General features: G+C 66.9%; 18 protein-coding genes and 1 riboswitch. Of the genes, 11 read left to right on the top strand and 7 right to left on the bottom strand.

All coding sequences use genetic code 11. The annotated features are described in order from the left end of the window. Positions 1 to 24 precede the first annotated feature (24 nt). The 4 genes from serA (at position 25) to HW532_RS15470 (ending at position 6,017) form a co-directional block, all read left to right on the top strand. Positions 25 to 1,605, top strand: a complete 1,581-nt coding sequence (gene serA, locus HW532_RS15455; protein WP_213161319.1) for a phosphoglycerate dehydrogenase — start codon at positions 25 to 27, stop codon at positions 1,603 to 1,605. Positions 1,606 to 1,774: 169 nt separating this feature from the next. Beyond that, the gene (locus tag HW532_RS15460; RefSeq protein ID WP_213161320.1) at positions 1,775 to 3,067 is read left to right on the top strand and encodes an adenylosuccinate synthase; all 1,293 of its coding nucleotides are present in this window, start codon (positions 1,775 to 1,777) and stop codon (positions 3,065 to 3,067) included. 88 nt (positions 3,068 to 3,155) lie between these two features. Continuing rightward, complete coding sequence (gene ftsH, locus HW532_RS15465) at positions 3,156 to 4,979, top strand: ATP-dependent zinc metalloprotease FtsH (protein ID WP_213161321.1); 1,824 nt, start codon at positions 3,156 to 3,158, stop codon at positions 4,977 to 4,979. Positions 4,980 to 5,033: 54 nt separating this feature from the next. Continuing rightward, positions 5,034 to 6,017, top strand: coding sequence for an NAD-dependent epimerase/dehydratase family protein (locus HW532_RS15470; RefSeq protein ID WP_213161322.1), 984 nt, complete (start codon positions 5,034 to 5,036; stop codon positions 6,015 to 6,017). A gap of 35 nt (positions 6,018 to 6,052) precedes the next feature. Here HW532_RS15470 and HW532_RS15475 read toward each other — a convergent pair whose 3' ends face one another. Then, a complete protein-coding gene (locus HW532_RS15475) occupies positions 6,053 to 7,024 on the bottom strand; it encodes a LysR substrate-binding domain-containing protein (protein WP_343068631.1) in 972 nt (323 codons plus the stop codon). A gap of 499 nt (positions 7,025 to 7,523) precedes the next feature. Next, a riboswitch (TPP riboswitch) is annotated at positions 7,524 to 7,685 on the top strand. Between the two features lie 65 nt (positions 7,686 to 7,750). Here HW532_RS15475 and thiC point away from each other — a divergent pair. From thiC to HW532_RS15500, 5 genes are all read left to right on the top strand, one after another. Beyond that, a complete protein-coding gene (gene thiC, locus HW532_RS15480) occupies positions 7,751 to 9,640 on the top strand; it encodes a phosphomethylpyrimidine synthase ThiC (protein WP_213161324.1) in 1,890 nt (629 codons plus the stop codon). A 146-nt stretch (positions 9,641 to 9,786) separates the two neighbouring features. Beyond that, on the top strand, positions 9,787 to 10,440 hold the full coding sequence (locus HW532_RS15485) for an invasion associated locus B family protein (protein WP_213161325.1): 654 nt from the start codon (positions 9,787 to 9,789) through the stop codon (positions 10,438 to 10,440). A gap of 398 nt (positions 10,441 to 10,838) precedes the next feature. Further along, positions 10,839 to 16,958, top strand: coding sequence for a hypothetical protein (locus tag HW532_RS15490; RefSeq protein ID WP_213161326.1), 6,120 nt, complete (start codon positions 10,839 to 10,841; stop codon positions 16,956 to 16,958). Positions 16,959 to 17,101: 143 nt separating this feature from the next. Continuing rightward, on the top strand, positions 17,102 to 17,680 hold the full coding sequence (locus tag HW532_RS15495; RefSeq protein ID WP_213161327.1) for a hypothetical protein: 579 nt from the start codon (positions 17,102 to 17,104) through the stop codon (positions 17,678 to 17,680). Between the two features lie 17 nt (positions 17,681 to 17,697). Further along, positions 17,698 to 18,306 carry a cupin domain-containing protein gene (locus HW532_RS15500; RefSeq protein WP_246479163.1) on the top strand — a complete coding sequence of 203 codons (609 nt, stop codon included), beginning with the start codon at positions 17,698 to 17,700 and terminating at the stop codon, positions 18,304 to 18,306. Between the two features lie 43 nt (positions 18,307 to 18,349). On the opposite strand, the gene HW532_RS15505 is transcribed toward HW532_RS15500, so the two are convergent. The 4 genes from HW532_RS15505 to HW532_RS15520 all read right to left on the bottom strand — a co-directional run bounded on the left by HW532_RS15505 (position 18,350) and on the right by HW532_RS15520 (position 22,151). After that, positions 18,350 to 19,807 (bottom strand): RimK family protein, encoded by a 1,458-nt coding sequence (locus HW532_RS15505; RefSeq protein WP_213161328.1) that lies wholly within the window; start codon positions 19,805 to 19,807, stop codon positions 18,350 to 18,352. Continuing rightward, positions 19,804 to 20,295 (bottom strand): GNAT family N-acetyltransferase, encoded by a 492-nt coding sequence (locus HW532_RS15510; protein WP_246479170.1) that lies wholly within the window; start codon positions 20,293 to 20,295, stop codon positions 19,804 to 19,806. Before HW532_RS15510 ends, HW532_RS15505 begins: the two co-directional genes overlap by 4 nt. 223 nt (positions 20,296 to 20,518) lie before the next feature. Next, positions 20,519 to 20,887 (bottom strand): DoxX family protein, encoded by a 369-nt coding sequence (locus HW532_RS15515; protein WP_213161329.1) that lies wholly within the window; start codon positions 20,885 to 20,887, stop codon positions 20,519 to 20,521. 325 nt (positions 20,888 to 21,212) lie between these two features. Next, complete coding sequence (locus tag HW532_RS15520) at positions 21,213 to 22,151, bottom strand: LysR family transcriptional regulator (RefSeq protein WP_213161330.1); 939 nt, start codon at positions 22,149 to 22,151, stop codon at positions 21,213 to 21,215. Positions 22,152 to 22,280: 129 nt separating this feature from the next. On the opposite strand from HW532_RS15520, the gene HW532_RS15525 reads away from it, so the two are divergent. Continuing rightward, entirely contained in the window at positions 22,281 to 22,898 is a 618-nt protein-coding gene (locus tag HW532_RS15525) for an FMN-dependent NADH-azoreductase (RefSeq protein ID WP_213161331.1), read from the top strand. Between the two features lie 125 nt (positions 22,899 to 23,023). Here HW532_RS15525 and rpoH read toward each other — a convergent pair whose 3' ends face one another. Then, the gene (gene rpoH, locus HW532_RS15530; RefSeq protein ID WP_213161332.1) at positions 23,024 to 23,950 is read right to left on the bottom strand and encodes an RNA polymerase sigma factor RpoH; all 927 of its coding nucleotides are present in this window, start codon (positions 23,948 to 23,950) and stop codon (positions 23,024 to 23,026) included. Positions 23,951 to 24,097: 147 nt separating this feature from the next. Continuing rightward, complete coding sequence (locus HW532_RS15535; RefSeq protein WP_213161333.1) at positions 24,098 to 25,111, bottom strand: RluA family pseudouridine synthase; 1,014 nt, start codon at positions 25,109 to 25,111, stop codon at positions 24,098 to 24,100. A gap of 52 nt (positions 25,112 to 25,163) precedes the next feature. Between HW532_RS15535 and HW532_RS15540 the strand changes: the two genes are divergently transcribed. Continuing rightward, positions 25,164 to 25,508: a DUF6476 family protein gene (locus HW532_RS15540; protein WP_213161334.1), complete on the top strand. Its 345-nt coding sequence runs from the start codon at positions 25,164 to 25,166 to the stop codon at positions 25,506 to 25,508. Positions 25,509 to 25,523 lie beyond the last annotated feature (15 nt).

Genomic DNA, 25,523 nt, shown 5'->3' on the forward strand with positions numbered 1-25,523 from the left:
CATTCAATCAGGAGACCTGATCCTATGGCACCCCGTGTCCTTATCGCGGACAAGATGTCGGCGCGCGCCGTCGACGTGCTCACCGAGCGCGGCGTCGAGGCCGACGTGAAGACCGGCCTCGACCGCGACCAGCTCATCGAGATCATCAACGACTATGACGGCGTCATCGTGCGCTCGGCGACCAAGATCACCGAGAAGGTCATCGAGGCGTCGGAGCGGCTTAAGGTCGTCGGCCGCGCCGGCATCGGCGTCGACAATATCGATGTCAAGGCGGCCACCGCCAAGGGCATCATCGTCATGAACGCCCCGAGCGGGAACGCGATCACGACCGCCGAGCACGCCATCTCCATGATGATGGCGCTCGCCCGTCAGGTCCCGCAGGCCAATGCCTCCACCCATGCCGGCAAGTGGGAGAAGAGCCGGTTCATGGGCATGGAGATCACCGGCAAGACGCTCGGCATCGTCGGCTGCGGCAATATCGGCTCCATCGTCGCGGAGCGTGCGCTCGGCCTGAAGATGCGCGTCATCGCCTTCGATCCGTTCCTCACCGACGAGCGCGCCGTCCAGCTCGGCGTGGAGAAGGTCTCGCTCGACGACCTCCTGGCCCGGGCCGACATCATCTCGCTGCACACGCCGCTCACCGACAAGACCCGCGGCATCATCGATGCGGCGGCGCTGGCCAAGACCCGCAAGGGCGTGCGTATCATCAACTGCGCGCGCGGCGGTCTCGTGGTCGAGGCAGACCTGAAGGCGGCCATCGAGAGCGGCCATGTCGCGGGCGCGGCCCTCGACGTGTTCGAGGAGGAGCCGGCCAAGGAGAACGTCCTGTTCGGCATGGAGGAGGTCGTGTGCACGCCGCATCTCGGCGCCTCCACGACCGAGGCCCAGGAGAACGTGGCCGTCCAGATCGCCGAGCAGGTCGCCAATTACCTGCTCCACGGCGCGGTGGCGAACGCGCTCAACATGCCCTCGATCTCCGCCGACGAGGCGCCGCGCCTGAAGCCCTTCATCAAGCTCGCCGAGCAGCTCGGCTCCTTCGCCGGCCAGCTCACCGAATCGAGCATCAAGGGCATCACCATCGAATATGCCGGCGACGTGGCGGAGATGAACACCAAGGCGCTCAGCTCCGCGCTCCTGGCAGGGCTCCTGGCACCCATCCTGACCGAGGTCAACATGGTGAACGCGCCGATCGTGGCGGAAAGCCGCGGCATGGCGGTGGACGAGGTGCGCCAGTCCAAGCGCGGCGTCTACGACACCTATATCCGCCTCATCGTGCGGACCGAACGCCAGCAGCGCTCGGTTGCGGGCACCGTGTTCTCCGACGGCAAGCCGCGCATCATCCAGATCAAGGGCATCAATATGGAGGCCGAGCTCGGCCCCCACATGCTCTATGTGACCAACGAGGACAAGCCGGGCTTCATCGGCGCGCTCGGCATGGCGCTCGGCGATGGCGGCATCAATATCGCGACCTTCAATCTGGGCCGCCAGGAGCGCGGTGGCGACGCCATCGCCCTCATCGAGGTCGACGACACGGTGCAGCCCGACCTGCTTGCCAAGGTGCGCGCCCTGCCGCATGTCCGCGACGCCAAGTTCCTGACGTTCTGAGAAACGAGCCTCCTCCTCGCCCTCCGGGCTCTCATGCGCCGGGGGGCGAGGGGCGCGAGCCGGCCGCGAACGGACATACTGTTGTACAGCGACCATCCACCGCTTGGGTTCCCCCCGCCTTATAGGCTATAGAGCGCGGGTTTGACCAAGTAACACCAAGAGGATCGGCATGGCCAATGTAGTGGTGGTCGGCGCCCAGTGGGGCGACGAGGGCAAGGGCAAGATCGTGGACTGGCTGTCGGAGCGTGCCGATGTGGTGGCGCGCTTCCAGGGCGGCCACAATGCCGGCCATACGCTGGTCATCGACGGCGTGACCTACAAGCTGTCGCTCCTGCCGTCCGGCATCCTGCGCCCCGGCAAGCTGTCGGTCATCGGCAACGGTGTCGTCGTGGACCCCTGGGCGCTCGCCGACGAGATCGCTCGCCTGGAGGCGCAGGGCGTTTCCATCTCGCGGGAGAACCTGCGGATTGCGGAAAATGCCGTCCTGATCCTGCCGCTCCACCGCGAGCTCGACGCGATCCGCGAGGAGGCGGCGGGCGCGGGCCAGATCGGCACCACGCGCCGCGGCATCGGCCCGGCCTATGAGGACAAGGTCGGGCGCCGCGCGATCCGCCTCATGGATCTGGAGAACCTGCCGGCGCTCGGCGACAAGATCGACCGGCTGCTCACGCACCACAACGCGCTGCGCCGGGGCCTCGGCGCGCCGGAGGTCTCCGCGGAGAAGCTCTATCAGGAGCTCGCGGAGATCGCGGAGAAGATCCTGCCCTATGCCGACACGGTCTGGTCGCTGCTCGACCGCGCCCGCCGCGCGGGCAACCGGATCCTGTTCGAGGGCGCGCAGGGCACCATGCTCGACATCGATCACGGCACCTATCCCTTCGTGACCTCCTCCAACACCGTGGCCGCCCAGGCCGCGACCGGAACCGGCATAGGCCCCGGCGCGGTCGACTATGTGCTCGGCATCGTGAAGGCCTATACGACGCGTGTCGGCGCCGGACCCTTCCCGACCGAGCAGGAGAACGAGGACGGCCGCCGGCTCGGCGAGCGTGGCCGCGAGTTCGGCACCGTCACCGGCCGGCAGCGCCGCTGCGGCTGGTTCGACGCCGTGCTGGTGCGCCAGGCGATCAAGACGAGCGGCATCACCGGGGTGGCGCTCACCAAGCTCGACGTGCTCGACGGTTTCGACGAGATCAAGCTGTGCGTCGGCTATCGCCTCGATGGCCGGAAGATCGACCATCTGCCGTCCGCCCAGGGGGCGCAGAGGCGCGTGGAGCCGATCTACGAGACCTTCGAGGGCTGGTCGCAATCCACGCAAGGTGCGCGCTCATGGGCCGATCTGCCGGCCCAGGCGGTCAAGTATGTCCGCCATATCGAGGAGTTGATCGAATGCCCCGTCGCGCTGCTCTCCACCAGCCCCGAACGCGACGACACGATCCTCATGACCGACCCCTTCGAGGACTGACGGCGCGCGCGGCCGGGCTTGTCACGGCCGGGCAATATGGCGACAGTGGCCGCATGGGCTCTCCGGAGAGCTGGCGCAGGAGCCGACGATGAACAAGCAGCATCAATACAATATCTGGTACTTCCTGATCGCGATGGGCGCGATCCTGCTGTTCCAGAGCTGGTGGACCGCCTACAAGACGGTCGAGCCCATTCCCTACAGCCAGTTCCTCTCGCTGCTGAACAAGGGCCAGATCGTCGAGGCGACTGTCGAGCCGGAGCAGATCACCGGCAAGCTGAAGGACCCGATCAACAACCGCGATTTCTTCGTTACCAATCGGGTCGAGGACAATGTCGCGGACAAGCTGGAGAAGGCGGGCGTCAAGTTCACCGGCACGGTGCAGAACACCTGGCTGTCGAACCTGCTCTCCTGGGTCCTGCCGGTCCTGCTGATTTTCGGCCTGTGGATCTTCTTCTTCCGCCGGTTCGCGGAGAAGCAGGGCATTGGCGGGCTGATGAATGTCGGAAAGTCCAAGGCCAAGGTCTTTGTGGAGAGGGATACAGGCGTGTCCTTCGAGGACGTCGCCGGTGTCGACGAGGCCAAGATGGAGCTTCAGGAGGTGGTGTCCTTCCTGAAGGATCAGGACAAGTATGGCCGGCTCGGCGCGCGGATCCCCAAGGGCACGCTGCTGGTCGGCCCGCCCGGCACCGGCAAGACGCTGCTGGCCAAGGCGGTGGCCGGCGAGGCGGGCGTGCCCTTTTTCTCCATCTCCGGCTCGGAGTTCGTGGAGATGTTTGTGGGCGTGGGGGCTGCGCGCGTGCGCGATCTGTTCGACCAGGCGCGCAAGGCCGCGCCCTGCATCATCTTCATCGACGAGCTCGACTCCCTCGGCAAGACGCGCGCCGGCGGTTTCGGCGGCGGGCATGACGAGAAGGAGCAGACGCTCAACCAGCTCCTTGCCGAGCTCGATGGCTTCGATCCCCGCGAGGGCATCGTGCTTCTGGCGGCCACCAACCGGCCGGAGACGCTCGATCCCGCCCTCCTGCGAGCGGGCCGCTTCGACCGTCAGGTCGTCGTCGACCGGCCGGACCGCAAGGGCCGCGCGGCGATCCTGAAGGTGCACATCAAGAAGGTCACGGCCGCCCCCGATCTCGACATCGACGACGTGGCCGGCATCACGCCCGGCTTCACCGGGGCCGATCTCGCCAATCTGGTGAACGAGGCGGCAATCGTCGCCACGCGGCGCAATGGCGAGACCGTCAAGCTGGAGGACTTCACCGCCGCGGTGGAGCGCATCGTCGCCGGCGCGGAGAAGAAGGGCCGGCTGCTGCATCCCCATGAGCGCGAGGTCGTGGCCCATCACGAGATGGGCCATGCACTCGCCGCCGCCAACCTGCCGAGCACGGATCCCGTGCACAAGGTGTCCATCATTCCCCGGTCCATCGGCGCGCTCGGCTATACCATGCAGCGTCCGACCGACGACCGGTTCCTGATCACCACGCGCGAGCTGAAGGACCGCATGGTCGTGCTCCTGGCCGGCCGTGCGGCGGAGGACATCATGTTCAACGAGATCTCCACCGGCGCGTCCGACGATCTCGCCAAGGTGACGGATATCGCCCGGCAGATCGTGACGCGCTTCGGCATGACCAAGGAGCTCGGCCAGCCCGTGCTCGAGCAGCAGCGCCAGAGCTATCTGGGCGACGGCGTCATGAATATGCGCGAGAAGGACTATTCGGAGGAGACCGCGCGCGAGGTGGATCTCGCGGTCCGCAAGCTGATCTCGGAGGCTTACGAGCGGGCGAAGTCGATCCTGGAGGAGCATCGCGCGGATCTGGAGAAGGGCGCGGCGCTCCTGCTGGAGAAGGAGACCATCACGCCGGACGACTTCCCGCCGCTTGAGCAGAAGAAGGACGTGTCCCGGGCGGCCGAATAGCGCCAGGCAATCCGGCTGGACCGGTGCCGCACGACATCAAGGGGGCTATGCGCAATGAAGGTGCTCGTGACCGGCAGCTCCGGCCATCTCGGGGAGGCGCTGGTGCGCACGCTGCGCCGGCAGGGATGCGAGGTGGTCGGCCTCGATGTCGGCGGCGGCCCGTTCACGACGCATGTCGGCTCGGTGGCGGATCGCTCTTGCGTGGCCGCCTGCATGGCCGGTGTCGAGCAGGTCTTCCACGCCGCGACGCTGCACAAGCCCCATGTCGCCACTCACAGCCGGCAGGACTTCGTCGATACCAACATCACCGGCACGCTCAACCTGCTGGAGGAGGCCGCCGCCGCCGGCGTCGGGTCCTTCGTCTTCACCAGCACGACGAGCCTGTTCGGCGATGCGCTCGTACCGCCGCCGGGCGCGCCGGCGGTCTGGGTGACGGAGGAGCTGACACCCGTTCCCAAGAACATCTACGGCGTCACCAAGGCGGTGGCGGAGGATCTCTGCCAGCTCTTCCACCGCAATCGGGGGCTTGCCGCGATCGTGCTCAGGACGTCCCGGTTCTTCCCCGAGGAGGATGACAGCCGGGCCGTGCGCGAGGCTTATGAGGATGCCAACATCAAGGCCAACGAATTCCTCAATCGCCGCGTCGATCTTGAGGACGTGGTGAGCGCGCATCTGCTCGCCGCCGCCCGCGCGCCCGATCTCGGCTTCGGCCGCTATATCGTCAGCGCCACGACGCCGTTCGCGCCCGCGGACATGGCGGCATTGCGCCACGATGCGCCGCGGGTCGTCCGGCGGCATGTGCCGGGTTACGAGGCCGTCTACGCGCATCGTGGCTGGCGGATGTTCCCGGGGATCGACCGCGTCTATGTCAACGAGCGCGCGCGCACGGAACTCGGCTGGCAGCCGGTCTACGACTTCGCCCATGTGGTCGACAGGCTGGCGGCGGGCGACGGTCCGGCGAGCCCCCTGGCCCGTGCGGTGGGCGCAAAGGGCTATCATGACGAGCTGTTCGCCGACGGGCCCTATCCCGTGGATTGAGCATGTGGGGGGAGTATCCTTCTCCCGCCCGGTCGTCAGGCGGCGACACTGCGATCGGCGAAAAAGTCCCGGCAGAACGAGATGAATTGCTGGCGAAGCTCGGTGTCCGGTGCTTCGCGGGGATAGCCCACCACGATCTGGAGCGGCGGTGTCTGCTCCCTGATGGGGCGGGCGGCAATGGCCTTGCCGTCATAGGTGAGGTCGGCCTGGGGCTGGAGCGCGATAAGCGAAAAGCCCAGCCCGTTGCCGACCGCGCTGCGGACCACCTCCAGCGAAGGCGAGCTCAGCACGGTGGGCGGCGCGATCTCGGCGCGCTCGAGCAGCCTGTCGAAATACGACTTGAGACAGGGCAGGTCCAGGGCGACATAGGGGTCGCGCTCGAGCAGTTTGAGGCTGACGACCTTGCGGGAGGCCAACGCATGGTCAGAGGGCAGGATGACCCGCGGCTGCACGGAGGCGACCGCATCGAATACGAGATCGGGCTGGTCGGCCATATCCGATTCATAGGCGATGACGGCCTCGAACCGGCCGTCGCGCAGCCCCGCGACGACGGGCTCGCGCTGTTGTTCGCTCGCCGCGAGCTCGACATTCGGGAAATAGGTCCGGAACGCCTTGACGAGGCCCGGCAGGTAGAACGGGGCCAGCGTGTCCAGGCATCCCACGCTCAGCGCGCCATCCATTTGCACGGAGAGCCCGCGCGCGGCGGAATCGACGGCTTCGGCGCTCGCGAGCAGCTTGCGTGCGAGAGCGAGGAACTCCTCGCCCTGCGGTGTCAGGGATACGCCGCGCGCATGGTGGCGCTCCAGCAGGGTGAGCTCGAGCGCCGCCTCGAGCTTGTCGAGCGCGAAGGCGACGGCCGGCTGGGACACGTTGAGGGCCCTCGCGGCCTGCGCGATACCGCCGTGCTCCGCCACGGCAGCAAAATATGAACACTGTTTCAAGGTGAATCGAAACATAGTTCTCTTATCTTTAGGGTGAGAAGAGATTTTTCGTCCCCCCAGGGTCATGGTTCAGTTGCGCCATAACCAACGGTTACAAAAAACGTGCCAGCACTCTCCTGTCTATCGCGGCGGCAATTTGGGGAAGCCGATTCGCTGTCTGGCCAGGACACTGGAAAATACGCCATTTTCTGGCAATAAATACTCGTGTCAGGTGCATGGCAAGGAGAAAAAGCTTCTTCTTCGGGGACAGAAGCGGACATTGATCCGTAAAGGCAAGCTTTCTCTATCTCAATTGTCGTCGAAAGAGTGAAGCTGGTGTCTTTCGCTCCTGAATTGAGCGGTTTTCGGGCGAATGACGACCTGTCGTGATCTGGCCGGGATACGGTATCCGGCTGCGCGCAGCCAGTGTGTCCGGATGGAACGGGTGCGTTGTTTCGGGGCGTGGGAGGCGGCGGCGGGTTCGGAACCGGATGTTCCATTTCGCGACAGGATGCGGGCGGAAAATTCCCGCCCGGCGGGCCAAGCCCCCTTGAGTATGGCGTCCATAAGGCGCAGAGTCGGGGAGCATTGTTCCGAGGGGTGCGCCCGAATGGCGCTGAGATGCCCTGGGAGCGTGGCGCCGGTCGCGGGCCGTGAGGCCTCGAGGCGGTTGGCCTGTGTCTCCTGGGTGAACCCTTAGAACCTGATCCGGGTCATACCGGCGAAGGGACTGGGACCAGACATGTTTCCTCCAGCTCCACGCTTGAACCCCGGATCTCCTTGAACCATGGCGACAGCCAGAGGAGATCGGCCATGAACAAACCCTTTTCACCAGACCAGGCGGACCGCACCGGCGTCACGACCGGGCCGCTCCCCGCCAGCCGCCGCATCTATACCGAGCCGGAGGGGTTTCCCGGCCTCAAGGTGCCGTTCCGCGAGATCGCGCTGCATCCGAGCGCCGAGGAGCCGCCGGTGCGCGTCTATGACAGCTCCGGGCCCTATACCGACCCCGAGGCCGCAATCGATGTCGAGGCGGGGCTCGGGCGCCGCCGCATCGACTGGGTCAGGCAGCGCGGCGGGGTCGAGGCCTATGAGGGCCGCGAGATCAAGCCGGAGGACAATGGCGGTGTCGGCGACAAGCGGCTCGCCCGCGCCTTTCCCGTCCGCAACGAGCCCCTGCGCGGGGTCGACGGCCATCCGCTGACCCAGCTCGACTACGCCCGCGCCGGCATCGTCACCGCGGAGATGGCCTATGTGGCCGAGCGCGAGAATCTCGGCCGCAAGGCGATGCACGACAAGGCGCGCGAACGGCTCGCCGACGGCGAGAGCTTCGGCGCGTCCATGCCCGACTTCGTGACGCCCGAATTCGTCCGCGACGAGGTCGCGCGCGGGCGGGCCATCATCCCGGCCAACATCAATCACGGCGAATTGGAGCCGATGATCATCGGCCGGAACTTCCTGGTGAAGGTCAACGCCAATATCGGCAATTCCGCCGTCACCTCGTCCGTGGAGGAAGAGGTGGAGAAGATGGTCTGGGCCATCCGCTGGGGCGCCGACACGGTGATGGACCTCTCCACGGGCCGCAACATCCACACGACCCGCGAATGGATCCTGCGCAATTCGCCGGTGCCCATCGGCACGGTGCCGATCTACCAGGCGCTGGAGAAGGTCGACGGCGATCCCGTCAAGCTCGACTGGGAGGTCTACAAGGACACCCTCATCGAGCAGTGCGAGCAGGGCGTGGACTATTTCACCATCCATGCCGGCGTCAGGCTGGGCTACATCCACCTCACCGCCGACCGGGTGACGGGTATCGTCTCGCGCGGCGGCTCGATCATGGCCAAGTGGTGCCTCTATCACCACAGGGAGAGCTTCCTCTACGAGCGCTTCGAGGACATCTGCGACATCATGCGCCGCTACGACGTCTCCTTCTCGCTCGGCGACGGCTTGCGGCCCGGCTCCATCGCGGATGCCAACGACCGTGCGCAGTTCGCCGAGCTGGAGACGCTGGGCGAGCTGACCAGGACGGCCTGGGACAGGGGCTGCCAGGTGATGATCGAGGGGCCGGGGCACGTGCCCATGCACAAGGTCAAGGTGAATGTCGACAAGCAGCTCGAGGCCTGCGGCGAGGCGCCCTTCTATACGCTCGGGCCGCTGGCGACCGACATCGCGCCCGGCTACGACCACATCACGAGCGGAATCGGGGCGGCCATGATCGGCTGGTTCGGCACGGCCATGCTCTGCTACGTCACGCCCAAGGAGCATCTGGGCCTGCCCAACCGCGACGACGTCAAGCAGGGCATGATCGCCTACAAGATCGCCGCCCATTCCGCCGATCTCGCCAAGGGCCACCCGCTGGCGCAGGACTGGGACGACGCCCTGTCCAGGGCGCGCTTCGAGTTCCGCTGGGAGGACCAGTTCAACCTGGCGCTCGACCCGGATACAGCCCTCGCCTATCACGACGAGACCCTGCCGAAGGAGGCCCACAAGGTGGCCCATTTCTGCTCCATGTGCGGGCCGAAATTCTGCTCCATGAAGATCACGCAGGATGTGCGCGACTACGCCGCGACGCTCAACGACCCGGATGCAATGAACCGGGATGAGGGCATGGCGGAGATGGCGGCGACCTTCCGCCAGATGGGCTCCGAGCTCTATGTGGACGAGAAGGCGACCGCGCCGGAGAGCGGATCCCGGTCGGACTGACCGGGCCATCCTGTAGGCGGATTGCGGGAGGCGCCTCCGGCCGGGGCGCCTCCTTTCTTGTCGGCTATACACTCATGGGTTGAATTTCTAGACCGTTCGCCCAGAATGATGTCGAGGCGGCGGCGGTAATGCGAACGGGGTGGGGCATGGTCACGGTGAGCGGCGGGCGCCTGTCGGTCGGGGTGGCCATCTGGGGGCTTGCGTTGTGGGCCGCGGCGGTCGGACCGTCCGGTGCCCAGGACGGCTATGGCCGGCTTGCGGGCGATGGCGGGAGTGCACCGGGAGCCGCATTGGACCGCCTCTGGGAGCGGGGTCTCGACGAGCGCGAGATCGATGGCGGGACGGGCGGGGGCGACCGGGACGTGGAAACCTATGGCGACTGGTCGCTTCATTGCGTGACCGGCCGGGCGAGCCTCGCCGGCCGCCCCCGGTGCCATGTCTGGCAACGCATCTTCGATCATCGCACGGAGCGCACCATCGTCGCCATGCAACTGCGCGCGCCCGATCCCGACGGGCGCGCCACGGCCTTCGTCCGCGTGCCGCTCGGCATCCTGCTCGGCGAAGGCGTCGTCATGTCGGTCGATGGCCGCGCGCCGGCGCGGATCGGCGTGCGGACCTGCCTTCCGGAAGGCTGCGTGCTCCGGCTGGGGCTGAGCCCGGCGCGGATCGAGGCCATGCGGGCCGGCAGGACATTGCGCTTCGACATGCGGAACGATCGCGGTCAGCACATGGTCCTGCGCCTGTCCCTCATGGGGTTCTCGAAGGCCTATGACAGCCTCCTCGCCCGCACGGATGGCTGACGGGCGGATGGCCGGCCCCGTCGAACCTCTCCTGTGGTCGCCATGCAACAGGTCGCGGCAAGAGGGACTTTATCCTGGATTGTCGTCTTTTCCGATATTGACTTGAGGTTGCTATGCTTCATAGTGCTCTCAATGAGGGTATTCGATTGACGAATCGTGTTTGAAGTGTGTCCGCGCGAAGGCCGGTAGGGCCTTGCCGGACGGAACGGGGGATATCGGGCGCAAGACGATTGGAGCGGCGGGCGATGCCTCGCGTGGTTATGTCGGCCGCTTATACAACTTTAGGTGGTTGAATTCGGGTGGACACTTTCGGGCCGGGCCGCATCGGCCGGACGCGCATTGGCCGCGCCGGAGGCCGGAGGCGAATGGACCGTTGAAGGATTCGAGGAGACGGGGACGTGACGATCAAGATATCCAAGTCGAGCGAGCAGGTGGCCGAAGCGGGGGCGACCGAAACCAAGCTGGCCGCTGCCGGGACCGCCGGGGGCGGACGGCCCGGATCCGCGGCGGCGAAACGGGCCCGCGGGGCGGGCGGCGCCGCGCCGTCGAAGGCGACCCGCCTCCTGCGCGCCGGCGCCCTCGGCTCGGCGAGCCTCGCCGCCCTGGCGCTCGGCATGACCCTGGCCCAGCGCCCGGCCAAGGCGGCCTCCTCCATGTGGCCGACGCCCGAATGCTCCCAGCCGCATACGCACGTCGCTCCCGCTACGGGTGGCACCACGACCACCGACAATCCCCAGTGCAACCAGACGGGAGAAGCGACGGCCTCGGGAAACGGGTCGGCCTTCGGCGACGGGGCGAATGCGGCGAACGGCGCTGCTGCAGTTGGATACCAGTCCACTGCGACGGGACAGAGCTCTGTAGCGGTCGGAGAGGGTGCCAACGCAACCGCAGTTAAGGCGGTTGCTGTCGGTTATAGCGCCGAAGCAGCGGGCGAGAAAGCCTTTGCTGGTGGTTCAGACGCGGCGGCGCAAGCGGTAGAGAGTGTGGCTGTAGGCGGCCATGCGCAAGTTGGTGACGTCGCACAATATGGTATCGCTATCGGAAGTGAGTCGCTGACAATGGGGGCGGCGGCGATAGCCATCGGACGCGAGGCGGAGGCCACAGGCAGTGAGGCGATGGCTGTTGGCCACGCTGCCGAGGCCAGCGAGCAGTTCAGTATCGCATTCGGCGTCGCGTCGAAAGCCACGGGGGCGACGGCTATCGCGTTCGGGACGGACTCTCAGGCCGATGGTGGCAGCGGTGTGGCCATCGGCTTCGATTCCACTGTCGCAGCTACAGCGACAAGCGGTATCGCGGTAGGCGAGAAGGCTGAGAGTCAGGGGGATCACGCGGTTGCCATAGGTGCGAAGGCCGGGGCATCTATATTCGCTGCATATTCCACCGCGGTCGGTCCCGAGGCCGGCACCGCTGGCAAGCAGTCCAGCGCATTTGGATACAAGTCCCGCGCCCTTCAGGAGGGGGATACCGCGCTCGGTTCTCTCGCGACTGCCGAGGGCGTTCTTTCGACAGCGGTCGGTTATAAAGCGGGTGCCTCCGGCCTCCATGCTCTGGCCGCTGGCGAGACCTCTGTGGCTTCAGGTGGCTACTCCACCGCGCTTGGCGGAGAATCCCAGGCGATCAATGACCAGACCACCGCTGTAGGGCATTTGGCTGTGGCGTCCGGCCTCAAGGCCACCGCTGTCGGCGCGTTGTCGTCCGCCTCGGGCGAGAATGCCTCTGCCTTCGGCATGGATGCGAAGGCCCTGGGCGAGCATGGGACGGCCATTGGCGAGAATTCCTTTGCGGCGAGTCCCTTTACCACCGCTCTCGGAGGGGAATCCCTAGCGAACAATGTCCAGGCCACCGCCGTGGGCCATTTTGCCCAGGCGACCGGGCTGAATGCCACGGCGACGGGGGCCAATTCGATTGCCTCGAACGAGAACGCCTCCGCCTTCGGCATCAATGCGAACGCCTTCGGTGCGCATTCGACGGCAATCGGCGAATTCTCCGAGGCATTGGGTCCTTCTTCCACCGCGCTCGGCGGGGAGTCGGACGCGACCAATGCCCAGACCACCGCCGTGGGCCATTTTGCCCAGGCGACCGGGCTGAATGCCACGGCGACGGGGGCCAATTCGATTGCCTCGAACGAGAACGCCTCCGCCTTCGGCATCAATGCGAACGCCTTCGGTGCGCATTCGACGGCAATCGGCGAATTCTCCGAGGCATCGGGCGATCGCTCCACCGCGCTCGGCGGGGAGTCGGACGCGACCAATGCCCTGACCACCGCCGTGGGCCATTTTGCCCAGGCGACCGGTCCGAATGCCACGGCGACGGGGGCCAATTCGGTTGCCTCGAACGAGAACGCCTCCGCCTTCGGCATCAATGCGAATGCCTTCGGTGCGCATTCGACGGCAATCGGCGAATTCTCCGAGGCATCGGGCGATCGCTCCACCGCGCTGGGCGGGGAGTCTGAGGCCAAAAACAGCCTGACCACCGCCGTGGGCCATTTTGCCCGGGCGAACGGTCCGAATGCCACGGCGACGGGGGCCAATTCGAGCGCGTCGAGTGATCGGGCTTCCGCCTTCGGCATCAATGCGAATGCCTCTGGCCTCCATACGACGGCAATCGGCGAGTTCTCCGTGGCATCGGGCGGCTTTTCGACCGCGCTGGGCGGCGAGGCGAAGGCGCTTGGCGAATATTCCCTCGCGGTCGGGCATGGCGCAACGGCGAAGGACGAAGGCGGCTCGGCTATAGGTCCTGACGCGGTATCATGCGGCCTGCATTCCACCGCTCTCGGCGAGAACGCTTCAGCCTGCGCCGATTATGCCACGGCGCTCGGCGGCGAAGCGATAGCCAGTGCGACCGAAAGCACTGCCGTCGGCCACGGGGCGGAGGCGAGCGGATTGCGCGCCACCGCGACCGGTGTCGATTCTCAAGCATTCGGCACGCATTCGACGGCGAATGGCGAGGATGCCAAGGCGTTGGGGGCTTATTCCTCCGCCTTTGGCGGCGAGTCGTTGGCGAACAACACGCGGACGACGGCGTCGGGGCACGCGGCGAAGGCGACCGGGCTCGAGGCGACGGCGGTGGGGTCGGACTCCAAGGCGTTTGGCACGCGGAGCTCGGCCTTCGGTATCGACGCGAAGGCGTTGGCCAACCATGCGACGGCGGCCGGCGAGGATGCCACGGCATCGGGCGGGTTCTCGTCGGCCTTCGGCGGGGAGTCGCTGGCCAGCAAGAACAATACGACGGCCGTGGGCCACAACGCGCAGGCGATCGGCGGCGCGGCCACGTCCGTCGGCGTGGACTCCCTGGCGTCCAAAACCTGGTCGTCCGCCTTCGGAACCGAAGCGAAGGCATTGGGCGAGCATGCGACGGCGGTCGGGGCGAAGTCCAAGGCGTCTGGCGAGCGGAGCTCGGCCTTCGGTATCGACGCGGTTGCGTCGGCGAACCATGCGACGGCGGCTGGCGAGGGGGCCACGGCGTCTAGCGGGTTCTCGTCGGCCTTCGGCGGTGAGTCGCTGGCGAACAAGAACAAGGCGACGGCCGTGGGCCACAACGCGCAGGCGATCGGCGGCGCGGCCACGTCCGTCGGCGTCGACTCCCTGGCGTCCAAAACCTGGTCGTCCGCCTTCGGAACTAAGGCGAAGGCATTGGGCGAGCATGCGACGGCGGTCGGGGCGAAGTCCGAGGCGTCTGGCACGCGGAGCTCGGCCTTCGGTATCGACGCGAAGGCGTCGGCGAACCATGCGACGGCGGCCGGCGAGGATGCCACGGCGTCGGGCGGGTTCTCGTCGGCCTTCGGCGGTGAGTCGCTGGCGAACAAGAACAATACGACGGCCGTGGGCCATAATGCGAAGGCGATCGGCGGCGCGGCCACGTCCGTCGGCGTGGACTCCCTGGCGTCCAGAACCTGGTCGTCCGCCTTCGGAACCGAAGCGAAGGCATTGGGCGAGCATGCGACGGCGGTCGGGGCGAAGTCCGAGGCGTCTGGCGAGCGGAGCTCGGCCTTCGGTATCGACGCGAAGGCGTTGGCCAACCATGCGACGGCGGCTGGCGAGGGGGCCACGGCGTCTAGCGGGTTCTCGTCGGCCTTCGGCGGTGAGTCGCTGGCCAACAAGAACAAGGCGACGGCCGTGGGCCACAACGCGCAGGCGATCGGCGGCGCGGCCACGTCCGTCGGCGTGGACTCCCTGGCGTCCAAAACCTGGTCGTCCGCCTTCGGAACCAAGGCGGAGGCATCTGGCGAGCATGCGACGGCTGTGGGCGAGAAGTCGAAGGCGTTGGGCAATTTCTCGTCGGCCTTTGGCGGGGAATCCGAAGCGAGCAACACGCTGACCACGGCCGTTGGACACGACGCGAGGGCATTGGGCAGTAACGCGACGGCGGTTGGCGAGAACTCGCTGGCCACGAGCAACTATACGTCTGCCTATGGCAGCGGGGCGATTGCGAAGGCTGGCTATGCTTCGGCATTCGGCTACAACGCTTTCGCCAGCGGTGGGTACGCGTTGGCGCTCGGCCCGCAGACCGAGGCGAGCGAATATCAGGCGACGGCTGTTGGCAGAAAGGCCCAGGCCAAGGGCAACAGCGCGTCCGCTCTGGGGTTCAATGCCAACGCCAACGGGCGCTTTGCGACGGCTGTCGGCCAGCAATCCAAAGCTGCGGGCAAGCACTCCTCCGCCTATGGCAGCGGCGCGGCTGCCACGGTCGGCTATGCTTCGGCATTCGGCTACGATGCCCTCGCCAAGGCGGGCTATGCGCTGGCGCTCGGCCCACAGACCGAGGCGAGCGATTATCAGGCGATAGCGATTGGCAGAAAGGCCAAGGCCGAGGGCAACAGCGCGTCCGCCGTGGGTGTCGAGGCCGAGGCCAAAGGGAACTTCGCGGCGGCGGTTGGCTATAAGGCGGTGGCGTCCGGTCTCCGGGCGACGGCTGTCGGCTACCAGGCCTCGGCGTCCGGTGCTCAAGCGACGGCTGTCGGCCTGCAATCCAAGGCTATGGGCCAGGACTCCTCCGCCTATGGCAGCGGGGCGGTTGCGACGATCAACTATGCCTCGGCATTCGGCTATAAGGCATACGCCACGGCGGGGTATGCGCTGGCGCTCGGCCCGGAGTCGAAGGCGAACGGCTACCAGGCGGTGGCGATCGGCAGACAGGCCAAGGCATCGCAGACGGAGTCGATTGCCTTCGGATTCAACGCACAGGCCAAGGGTGCGCAAAGCATAAGCATCGGATCCGGCGCGGTGGCGCAGGCGAATCAGGCCCTGGCCTTCGGCGTCGGTGCGTCGGCCTCCGGGCTCGCTGCCCAGGCCGTTGGCTTCAACGCCCAGGCGGGTGGGAAATATTCCAGTGCCTTCGGATACGGGGCCAGTGCGCCGTTCGAGAATTCCACGGCCATCGGCTACGGAGCAACGGCAACGGCCGTGAACCAGATCATGATCGGCACGGCAGACAGCAGCTATCGGATGCCGGGAATCAAGGAGGTGCAAGGCTTCGCCGGCAATCAAAATGGCTACGGCGTGGTCCTCACGAACGTCAGCACTGGCGAGCTCTCCTACATCTATCCGTCCCAACTGGCTGCCATCTTCAGCGCCGAGGCGCCGGACGATGCCATCAAGACGACAACGCTTGCGGGGGAAATGCCGGGCAACACGGCGATCACCATGGCGTCGGCCGAAGCGGCGTTCGCGGCACCGGGGCCCGACAGCACGCAGCTCGGCGATGGCGCCCAGGCGCTGGGTAGCAGCTCCACAGCCATCGGCGACAACAGCCTGGCTGCCGGCGAGAATTCGACGGCGGTCGGCGAGACTGCGCAGGCCATTGGGCTGAACACCACCGCGATCGGCCAGGACTCCTTGGCGGAGAACGATGCCGACACCGCCGTGGGGCATGGGTCCCAGGCGACCGGCGGACAGTCGTCGTCCTTCGGCAAAGGGTCCGCCGCCAGCGGGCAGAACAGCACGGCGGTGGGCGCGGGCTCGACGGCCAGCGGCACCCGGTCGGTGGCCTTCGGCCATGGCGCCGAGGCGACAAAGACCGATGCGGTCGCCGTGGGCGGCGGTGCCCAGGCGACGCATGCGAATTCCGTCGCCCTGGGCTCGGGGGCCCAGACCAGCCGCGCCAATCAGGTCGCGATCGGCTCGACCGGCACGACCTACACCATGTCGGGCCTGACCTCCGGGGCGAGCCGTGCGGCCCAGTCCGGCGAGGTCCAGGTCGTCACGACGGATGCGAGCGGCAATCTCGCCTCCATGGACTTCGACGAGCTGTTCGGCGACATGCGCAGCGACTTCGACCGCAAGATCGGCAAGACCCAGGAAGGCGTGGCCATGGCGCTTGCCATGGGAACGCCCGACGTGCCGGACGGCAAGCGCTTCGCCCTGAGCGGCCAGTGGGGCACCTTCTCGGGCGAGAACGCGCTGGCCTTCGCCACGACCATCCGGCTCTATGACGACAATCTCTTCCTCACCGGCGGTATCGGCTACGGCCTCGGCTACAACACCGTCGCGGGCAAGGCCGGTCTGATGGTCGCCTGGTAACGAGCCGGATGCCGGCCGCCGCGCCCGATCGCGGCGGCTGCGCCTCCGGGCACTCAGGTCCCTGCCGGCCGCCGCGATGCGGCCGGCAGTGTTTCACGACACAACCGCATAACGACAACAGAACCGATAACGGGGAGACTTCAATGCGAAAGCGACTTGGCGCTATCGTCCTTTGCCTTGCACTCGCAACGGCACTTCACCAGCCCGCGCAGGCGCAGGAGAGGCAGGGAACACCGGAGGAGGCCCTGATCATCCTCCTCATCCGGTCGACCCTGTCGGCACTCGATCAGGCCAACCGGACCGGAAACTATTCGGTCTTCCGCGATCTCGGCGTACCGGATTTCCGGGCCTCCAACACACCGGCCTCGTTGGCCGTCGCCTTCGCCAATCTCAGGCGTTCCGTCGACATGTCGGCCGTAACCATCATGACTCCGATCCTGAGAGAGCAGCCGTCGGTCGACGAAAACAGGGTCCTGCGGCTGCGCGGCTATCTGCCGACGGAGCCGGAGCCGACCGGCTTCGACCTCTCCTTCCTGCAGATCGGTGGAGGCTGGGGGCTCTACGGGGTGGGAATCTTCCCCGGCCAGAAGGGACCGCCGCAGCGGAATGGCGCGGCTTCGGCCGGCGGCGGTGCCGGGCAGCAGGACAACCGGGGGCAGGCGCCGTCCGGCACTAACGGCAACAGCCAGGTTCCCACGCCGCGCAGCCGGCCGAGCGAATAGGCCGGCCGGTATGCGCTGTGGCGGTGGCGACGGGGCACGGGGGCTGGTGCCCCGTCGTACGATGGGATAGATATCGCGCCGTCAAGACGGCAACGACGAACCGGCCAGGCGGCCTCAGGCGCATCCAGGCCGGACAATCCCGAAGGATCGCCCGCAATGCCACGCCTGCCTGCGCTCGACCCCTCGTCGGTTACTCCCAGAACGAGCACCGGCTATCCGCCCCTTTCGACAAGGCGACGCAGGGCCGCGCCAAGCGCGCGCTCGGCAAGGCGCTCGGCCTGACCCAGTTCGGCGTCAACGTCACCGAGCTCGCGCCCGGCGCCGCGTCGGCCCTGCGCCACTGGCACAGCCATGAGGACGAGTTCGTCTATATCCTCGCCGGCGAGGCGGTGCTGATCACGGACGAGGGCGAGCAGGTACTCGGCGCAGGCCACTGCGCCGGCTTTCCGGCGGGCGTGGAGAACGGCCATTGCATCGTCAATCGCAGCGACGAGCCGGTCCTGCTGCTGGAGGTCGGCTCGCGGGACATGCGCGACGAGGGGCACTATCCCGACGACGATCTTCATTGCCCGGCCGGGCGCTACCAGACCCCCGGTTTCACCCGCAAGGACGGCAGCGCTCTCTGAATCGAATGGCCCTGTCGCCCCGCAACCGCCGGTTCCGTTCGGCTCATCGCTCGAGGCGCGTGACGAACCAGCCCGCGAGGCGCTCCCAGAGAACGTCCTTTTCCGCGGCATCCTCGACACCGTGATTGAGGTCCGGATTGTCGTTGATCTCGATGACCTTGATACCGGTTTCGGCCTGCTTGAGGTCAACGCCGTAGAGGCCGTCGCCGATGAGCCCGGCGGCCCTCACCGCGATGTCGATGACCTCGCCCGGTGCCTGGGCGACCGGAACGCTGCGAAAACCGCCCTCGGCGGGCGCCTTGCCCGGCTCGTGCCTAACGATCTGCCAGTGCTTCTTGGCCATGAGGTACTGGCAGGCGTAGAGCGGCTCGCCGCCCAGCACGCCGATGCGCCAATCGAAGGCGGTCGGGACATACTCCTGGGCAATAACCAGATCGGACTCGTCCAGAAGCGATCTGAGCCTCGTGCGGAGATCCTCCGGCGTCTCCGCCTTGAACACGCCACGGCTGAAGGAACCGTCGGGGATCTTCAGCACGACCGGCCAGCCGAGAACGCCGGCGAGGCCGTCAGCCTGGCGCAGGCTCTGGACAATGAGGGTCTTCGGTGTCGGCAGGTGGCTGGCGGCAAGCCGTTCGGCCAGATAGACCTTGTTGGTGCAGCGGATCATCGATTGCGGGTCGTCGATCACCGGCATGCCTTCCTGCTGGGCGCGCCGGGCGAAGCGATAGGTATGGTTGTCGATCGCGGTCGTTTCGCGGATGAACAGGGCGTCGAACTCCGCCAGCCGGTCGAGATCGCGCCGGCCGATCGGGGCGACCTCGACGCGCATGCGCGCCGCGATCCGGGCGAAATGCTTCAGCGAGGCTACGGTCGTGGGAGCCAGCTCCTCGCGCGGATCGTGCAGCACGGCAAGCGCGTATTTGGCCGGAATCCGGGTGCGCGCCGCGCGCCAGGCCCGTCTGGTATAGGCCTCGAGCGCTGACAGGAAGACGGCGCGTTCATCGCCCTTGAGCGCAGAGAGGGGGTCGAGCGAGATGGCCTTGATCTGCCTGCCGCCCTCGCCTGCGAGGCGCACGCGCAGGATGGGCGCGCGGTACCAGTCGAACAGAAGGCGGGCGAAGGCGGTAAAGGCCGGATCCTGCGTCTGGCCGAAGCAGACCATGAGGCTCGTGCGCTCCGCCGGGTCGCCGTCCGCCTTGTCGAGGCACCGGCCCAGCGTGTCCTCCAGCTCCGGCAGCGCCTTCTTGTAGAGCGCCTTGCGCGAGAGCTCGATGACGGTCTCCACGCTCGGCACGATCCGGTGGCCGCGCGCTTCCGCGAGCAGCGAGCAATAATAGCCCGTGCCCTGATAGGCGTAGCTGCGCGACAGATTGACGATCTTGGGCTTCGTGTCGCCGAAGAGCTGGGGACGGCTCAGATAGTCGCGCGTTGTCATCACCTTGTGCGGTGTGTCCGCATTGGAGAGATCGCGCTCGTTGTCGACCAGGATCAGCCAGCTCATGTCCGCTCTCCCGGGGAAAGGAGAGCACTCTCGAGCCGGATGGCATCGGCGCCGTCCTCGTAATAATCCGGAATGCGGCCGATCTCGCGGAAGCCGAGCCCACCATAGAGCGCCAGCGCCCGGCCATTGTCGGCGCGCACCTCCAGTCTCAGCATCTTTGCATTGCGGGCGCGCGCGGCCTCCTGTGCAGCCTGCACGAGCCGTGCTCCGAGACCCTGGTCGCGCGCGGTGTCTGCGACCGCCAGCGAATAGAGGCGGGCGACGGCCGAGCCGCGCCGGAACAGCACCAGCGCATAGCCGACGAGCGCTCCGGCAGTCTCCGCGACGATCACCGCGGCACTCGGCGAGGCGATGAGCCTGCGGATGCTCCGCGGGCTCAGCCGGTCCGTCGCGAAGGCTTCGGATTCTATGGCCAAAAGGGCATGGGCGTCGCCGGGCCGCGCCGGGCGCAGATGCGGGGCGTGGACCATCGTTACATGGTTTTCCATCGATCCGGTCCGATGAGAGGGCGCGCCGTCATTACCCCAATGCCCGCAATATAAGGAGAGGGGACGATCCCGCTCAAGCCGCGATCATATCGCGCCAGCCGCGACGGATTTCAAGCGATGCTTTGCGCCGGCGCCACATCGTGAGGGCCGGGGCAGGCAGACATGGTTCGGCCGCCGCGCTCACGTCCTATGGGGTGGCTATCGATGCCCATTTGGGCGGAGGTTACGCGGCCGCGGGACTCGACGGGCGTCGTGCGCGCCATGTCAGCCAGCCATTCAGGCCAGCCAGTGCCAGGACGGCCAATGGCGGCACGGCGTGGGCATACTCCCCGTGCAGCAGGACGGTTCCGGCGGCCGCCGCCATGACCGCGCATGCGAGCGCGCTGCCGGCAAGCCGTGTGGCCGGCAAGGCGATGAGCACCGCAGCCGTCCATTCCGTCAGCCCGGTGAGGTAATGGAACCAGTCCGGATATCCCCAGCGCTGGTAGTCGGCGAGGATCTCGGGAGATGCGAAGATATTGAGACTTCCCCCGAGAACGAAGAAGGCAGCCAGAAGCCAGCCATAGATATGCCGCCAGGGTAGAATTCTCATGTCCGTGCTCTCCCTCACCGGCGCTGCGTCGACGGCCATCTGGGCCAGGGTCGCCGTATGTCGCGTCTGCTTAATCCTGTTCGCGGGCCCCGGCAATACAGTCGTGCAAACGGGGCGGTTTGCCCTGTGACCGTGGCACATGGCAGGGCCGATCTCTTCCGGTCAGGCGAGGTTCGCTTCGGCGAAATCGTCGTTCGCCAGCCGGTCGTGGAAGTCCGTCACATAGTCCGGGCGCCGGTTGCGGAAAGCGCCGTGACTTAGGCTTTGCGATGCTTGTCACGGTGCGGTTCCAGCGTTTCCGGGCTCGTGCCGCACGCAGCCTGTATCAGGCCCCACCCTGTGCCGATCCCACCCCGTGATTGCCGGGGCAGGCGGACAGCGTCTCCCGGACGCGCGAGATCATCCAGGAGCCGGCGGGGCCGGGCGGGTGGGCGACCGTGTGGATCGCATAGAGCGGATAGTGGGTTTCCGGATAAGGCTCGAGCTCGAGCCGGACCAGCCTGCCGGCGTCGAGATCGTCGCGCACCATGCTCTCCGGCAGGCCGCCCCAGCCCAGCCCCTCCAGAATCAGCGCGTGCTTGGTACCGACATCGGTCAGCCGCCAGGTCCGGAACGAGACGACATTGAAGTTCTGCCCCCTCGTCTGCTCGCTCATGTCGATCACGACGAGCTGGACATGCTCGCGGATGACGGACAGGGGAACCGGCGGCCTGGCCTGCGCCAGGGGGTGTCCCGGAGCGGCGACGGGCACCATCATGTTGTATCCGACGAGCGTCGTGGCGAAGCCGCCGGGGAGATCGGAGAGATGGCCGCCGATCCCGATGCGCGCCTCGCCCCTTGAAACCAGATCGGCCACCATGCCGAGCGCACCGACCTGAAGCTTGAGGCCGACGGTCGGGAACTGGGCCTCGAAATCCCTGAGCACGGCCGCCAGGACCTGCGTGGGCAGCGTCACGTCGATGGCGGCGGAGAGCTCGCCCTCCAGCCCCTCCTTCAGGCCCTGGGAGCGGGCGCGCAGCTCTTCCAGATCGTCGACGATGCGTCGCGCATCGGCGAGCATGGCCCGCCCGCCATCGGTCAGCCGCGGCTCGCGGGTGCCCTCGCGGTCGAAGAGCCGGAGCTCGAGCTGGGCCTCCAGGTTGGCGATCGCATAGCTGATCACGGACTGTGATCGGTTGAGCCGGCGCGCCGCCGCAGAGAAGCTGCCGGTCTCGGCGACGGCGACAAAGACCTGAAGCTGGTCGAGGGTCGGATGCGGGGGCATGACCTATCTAATAACTGGATTGGTTCAATTTATATTTTGACGGTTAAATAGATGGGTGTCCATGCCTAGTTTCCTGGAGGATCGCCTGCCGACGGATGCAGGCAGCCACCAGACAAGAGGTCATGCATCATGTCGTCCATTCTTCTCGTCACCTCCAGCCCGCGCGGAGACACCTCGTTGTCCACCGAGGTCGCCAGGGAGCTCGCCGACAGGCTCGCCGCCGGCGATCCCGGCAGCACGATTGTCCATCGCGACCTCGCCGCGGACCCGCTGCCCCATGTCGATGCCGATTTCGCCGCGGGCATCTATACGCCCGCGGAGGACCGCACGCCCGAACAGAGCCATGCCGTGGCCCGATCCGACCGCATGGTCGACGAGCTCCTCGCCGCCGACACGGTGATCGTCGCCACGGGCATGATCAATTTCAGCGTGTCCTCGGCGCTCAAATCCTGGATCGACCATGTGGCGCGCGCCGGGCGGACCTTCCGCTATGGCGAGACCGGGCCCGAGGGGCTCGCCGCGGGCCGGAAGGTCTACCTTGTCGTCGCCTCGGGCGGCGTCTATTCGCAAGGCCCGGCGGCCTCGTTCAATTTCGCCGAGCCCTATCTGCGCGCCGTCCTCGGCTTCCTCGGCATGACCGATGTCGAGACGGTCCTGATCGAGGGGGTGGCAATGGGGCCCGAGGCCGCACAGGACGCCGTCAGCAAGGCCAGGGACTGCACCGAGAAGCTGGCAGCCGCCGCCTGACCCGCCGCGCGGGCAGGGCAGGGGCCCGCGCTCGCGCGGGGTCCGCTATCCCCCGAACAATACAGATGCGCCCCGGAGGAGGTCCTTCCGGGGCGCATCTTTGATCATGTGGCAATTATGGTCCGTCAGGCAGGCGTCGCGAGAGGCTCGCCTCCGGCACCGCCGGAACTGTTGCCCGTGCTCGCCATCGCCTTCTGGGCTTCCGCCTTGACGGCCTTCTGGATCTTCTCGAAGGCACGCACCTCGATCTGGCGGATGCGCTCGCGAGAGACGCCGAATTCCTTCGACAGCTCCTCCAGCGTCAGCGGATCCTCCGACAGGCGGCGCGCCTCGAAGATCCGCTTCTCGCGCTCATTGAGCTTCTTCATCGCCTTGATCAGATACTCATGGCGAATCTCGTACTCCTCCGACGCGGCGAGGCGCGCTTCCTGGCTCTCTGCCTCGTCGACCAACCAGTCCTGCCACTCGCCGTCGGAATCCGCCCGCAGCGGGGCGTTGAGCGAGGTGTCGCCGGACAGGCGCCGGTTCATGGAGACCACGTCGTCGGCCGGCACGCCAAGTCGCGTGGCGATCTCGGCCACCTGGTCGGGATGGAGGTCGCCGTCCTCCAGCGCCTGGATCTGGCCCTTCACCTTGCGCAGGTTGAAGAACAGCTTCTTCTGGCTCGCCGTGGTGCCCATCTTCACGAGGCTCCAGGAGCGCAGGATGAACTCCTGGATCGAGGCACGGATCCACCACATGGCATAGGTGGCCAGCCGGAATCCCTTGTCCGGATCGAAGCGCTTGACGGCCTGCATCAAGCCGACATTGCCCTCCGACACGATCTCAGAGATCGGCAGACCGTAGCCGCGATAGCCCATGGCGATCTTGGCGACGAGCCTCAGGTGACTGGTCACGAGCTGATGGGCAGCGTCGCTGTCCTCGTGCTCGCGCCACCTCTTGGCAAGCATGTATTCCTGCCCCGGTTCCAGCATCGGAAAGCGCCGGATCTCCTGCAGGTAGCGGCTGAGGCCGCCTTCGCTTGTCACGGTCGGCAATGTCTGCTTGGTCATGTGACCCCCTTTCGGGCGGGGTACCGACAGGGACGACGTCTCTCCTCGCCCTGTCCCGCCGAACGGCTATATATGGTGGCGAAACGGCTGATGTGAAGGTGCCCGCCGCTCACCACGTCTTACCTACATAAACACTTGTGTTCCGGATTAGTTCCATCGCGCAAGCCTGAGCGCGTTCACAAGGTGGTGAAGGTCTTCCGGCAGGGCGCTCTCGAAACGCAGCCGCTCGCCGGTCGCGGGGTGCTCGAACCCCAGAAGTTCCGCATGGAGGGCCTGCCGGCCCAGCTCCTCCAGCGCCTTGCGGGCACCATCGGGCAGCGTGCGCGCGCTTGCGGCGAACCCTGCACCGTAAATCATATCGCCAAGCAGGGGGTGGCCGATATGCGCCATATGGACACGGATCTGATGGGTACGTCCGGTTTCCAGGTGGCACTGAACGAGGCTCGCCGCGGTCTTGCCGCCCGATGGCGGGAAATGCTCCGCCACCCGGTAGCGTGTCGTCGCGTGGCGTCCGCCGGTGGCGGTGACGGCCATCTTCTGGCGGTTCGTCTCCTTGCGTGCGATATTGCCCTCCACCGTGCCGGTCATGCGCTTGGGTGCGCCCCAGACGAGGGCGGCATAGGCGCGCTCCAGCCGCCCGTCGCGGCCATGGGCGGCGAACTGCTCGGAGAGGCCCGCATGGGCGGCATCGGTCTTGGCGACGACCATGAGCCCGCTCGTATCCTTGTCGAGCCGGTGGACGATGCCCGGCCGGCGCACGCCGCCTATGCCGGACAGGCTGTCTCCGCAATGGGCGATGAGCGCGTTGACCAGCGTTCCCGTCCAGTTGCCGGCGCCGGGATGGACGACGAGGCCGGCCGGCTTGTCGATCACGATCAGGTGCTCGTCCTCGTGGACGATCGCCAGCGCGATATCCTCGCCCTCCGGTTCGGCCGGCACCGGCGGCGGCACGCTCACCGCAAGGCGCTCGCCGGGTTTGACCCGGTAGCTGGGCTCCACTATCGTGCGCCCGTCGGCGGTCACCATGCCCTCCTCGATGAGGGCCTTGAAGCGCGACCGGCTGATCTCGGCGAAATGGAGGCTGAGCACGCGGTCCAGACGGGCGCCCGCCTCGGCGTCCGCAACGGTGATGCTGTGCTCCTGACGGATCGGTTCATCCATGTCTGACAATCGGCTCCCGAACGGCGATCAAACGGCTGGCGGGGACATCCCCATGCCCGATCCGCGCAATGTCAGGGCACTCAAGATCGTGGTCATCGTGCTCGGCGTTCTCATCGTTCTCGGTGTCCTCACCATCTTCGGCACGATCGCCTACCGCGCGGCCAATCCGGGCGGCGGGGCATCCGCGCCGCAACCGGCCGCCGACGTATCCGGGCTGACGCTCGATCTCGCCGCGGATGCGACCGTCCGGCAGGTCACGCTCGACGGCCATCGCATGGCCATTCATATCACCAAACCCGACGGTGACGAGATTGTCGTGGTCGATGCCCGCGACGGCACGGTTGTGAGCCGGATCGAGCTGGCTCGCCCGGCCGGGCAGGCCGCGCCTTCGCAATGAATGCGCACAATGGGA

Origin of the sequence: Kaustia mangrovi (genome assembly GCF_015482775.1) — a bacterium.
Taxonomy (GTDB): Bacteria; Pseudomonadota; Alphaproteobacteria; order Rhizobiales; family Im1; genus Kaustia; species Kaustia mangrovi.

What these genes read in the sequence shown, in the direction of transcription:
- HW532_RS15515 (WP_213161329.1), bottom strand. Translation starts at nt 20,887, where the DNA reads ATGAGAATTCTACCCTGGCGGCATATCTATGGCTGGCTTCTGGCTGCC.
- ftsH (WP_213161321.1), top strand. Translation starts at nt 3,156, where the DNA reads ATGAACAAGCAGCATCAATACAATATCTGGTACTTCCTGATCGCGATG.
- HW532_RS15470 (WP_213161322.1), top strand. Translation starts at nt 5,034, where the DNA reads ATGAAGGTGCTCGTGACCGGCAGCTCCGGCCATCTCGGGGAGGCGCTG.
- HW532_RS15505 (WP_213161328.1), bottom strand. Translation starts at nt 19,807, where the DNA reads ATGAGCTGGCTGATCCTGGTCGACAACGAGCGCGATCTCTCCAATGCG.
- HW532_RS15535 (WP_213161333.1), bottom strand. Translation starts at nt 25,111, where the DNA reads ATGGATGAACCGATCCGTCAGGAGCACAGCATCACCGTTGCGGACGCC.
- rpoH (WP_213161332.1), bottom strand. Translation starts at nt 23,950, where the DNA reads ATGACCAAGCAGACATTGCCGACCGTGACAAGCGAAGGCGGCCTCAGC.
- HW532_RS15510 (WP_246479170.1), bottom strand. Translation starts at nt 20,295, where the DNA reads ATGGAAAACCATGTAACGATGGTCCACGCCCCGCATCTGCGCCCGGCG.
- HW532_RS15475 (WP_343068631.1), bottom strand. Translation starts at nt 7,024, where the DNA reads ATGACCCTGGGGGGACGAAAAATCTCTTCTCACCCTAAAGATAAGAGA.
- HW532_RS15540 (WP_213161334.1), top strand. Translation starts at nt 25,164, where the DNA reads ATGCCCGATCCGCGCAATGTCAGGGCACTCAAGATCGTGGTCATCGTG.
- thiC (WP_213161324.1), top strand. Translation starts at nt 7,751, where the DNA reads ATGAACAAACCCTTTTCACCAGACCAGGCGGACCGCACCGGCGTCACG.
- HW532_RS15460 (WP_213161320.1), top strand. Translation starts at nt 1,775, where the DNA reads ATGGCCAATGTAGTGGTGGTCGGCGCCCAGTGGGGCGACGAGGGCAAG.
- serA (WP_213161319.1), top strand. Translation starts at nt 25, where the DNA reads ATGGCACCCCGTGTCCTTATCGCGGACAAGATGTCGGCGCGCGCCGTC.
- HW532_RS15485 (WP_213161325.1), top strand. Translation starts at nt 9,787, where the DNA reads ATGGTCACGGTGAGCGGCGGGCGCCTGTCGGTCGGGGTGGCCATCTGG.
- HW532_RS15495 (WP_213161327.1), top strand. Translation starts at nt 17,102, where the DNA reads ATGCGAAAGCGACTTGGCGCTATCGTCCTTTGCCTTGCACTCGCAACG.
- HW532_RS15520 (WP_213161330.1), bottom strand. Translation starts at nt 22,151, where the DNA reads ATGCCCCCGCATCCGACCCTCGACCAGCTTCAGGTCTTTGTCGCCGTC.
- HW532_RS15525 (WP_213161331.1), top strand. Translation starts at nt 22,281, where the DNA reads ATGTCGTCCATTCTTCTCGTCACCTCCAGCCCGCGCGGAGACACCTCG.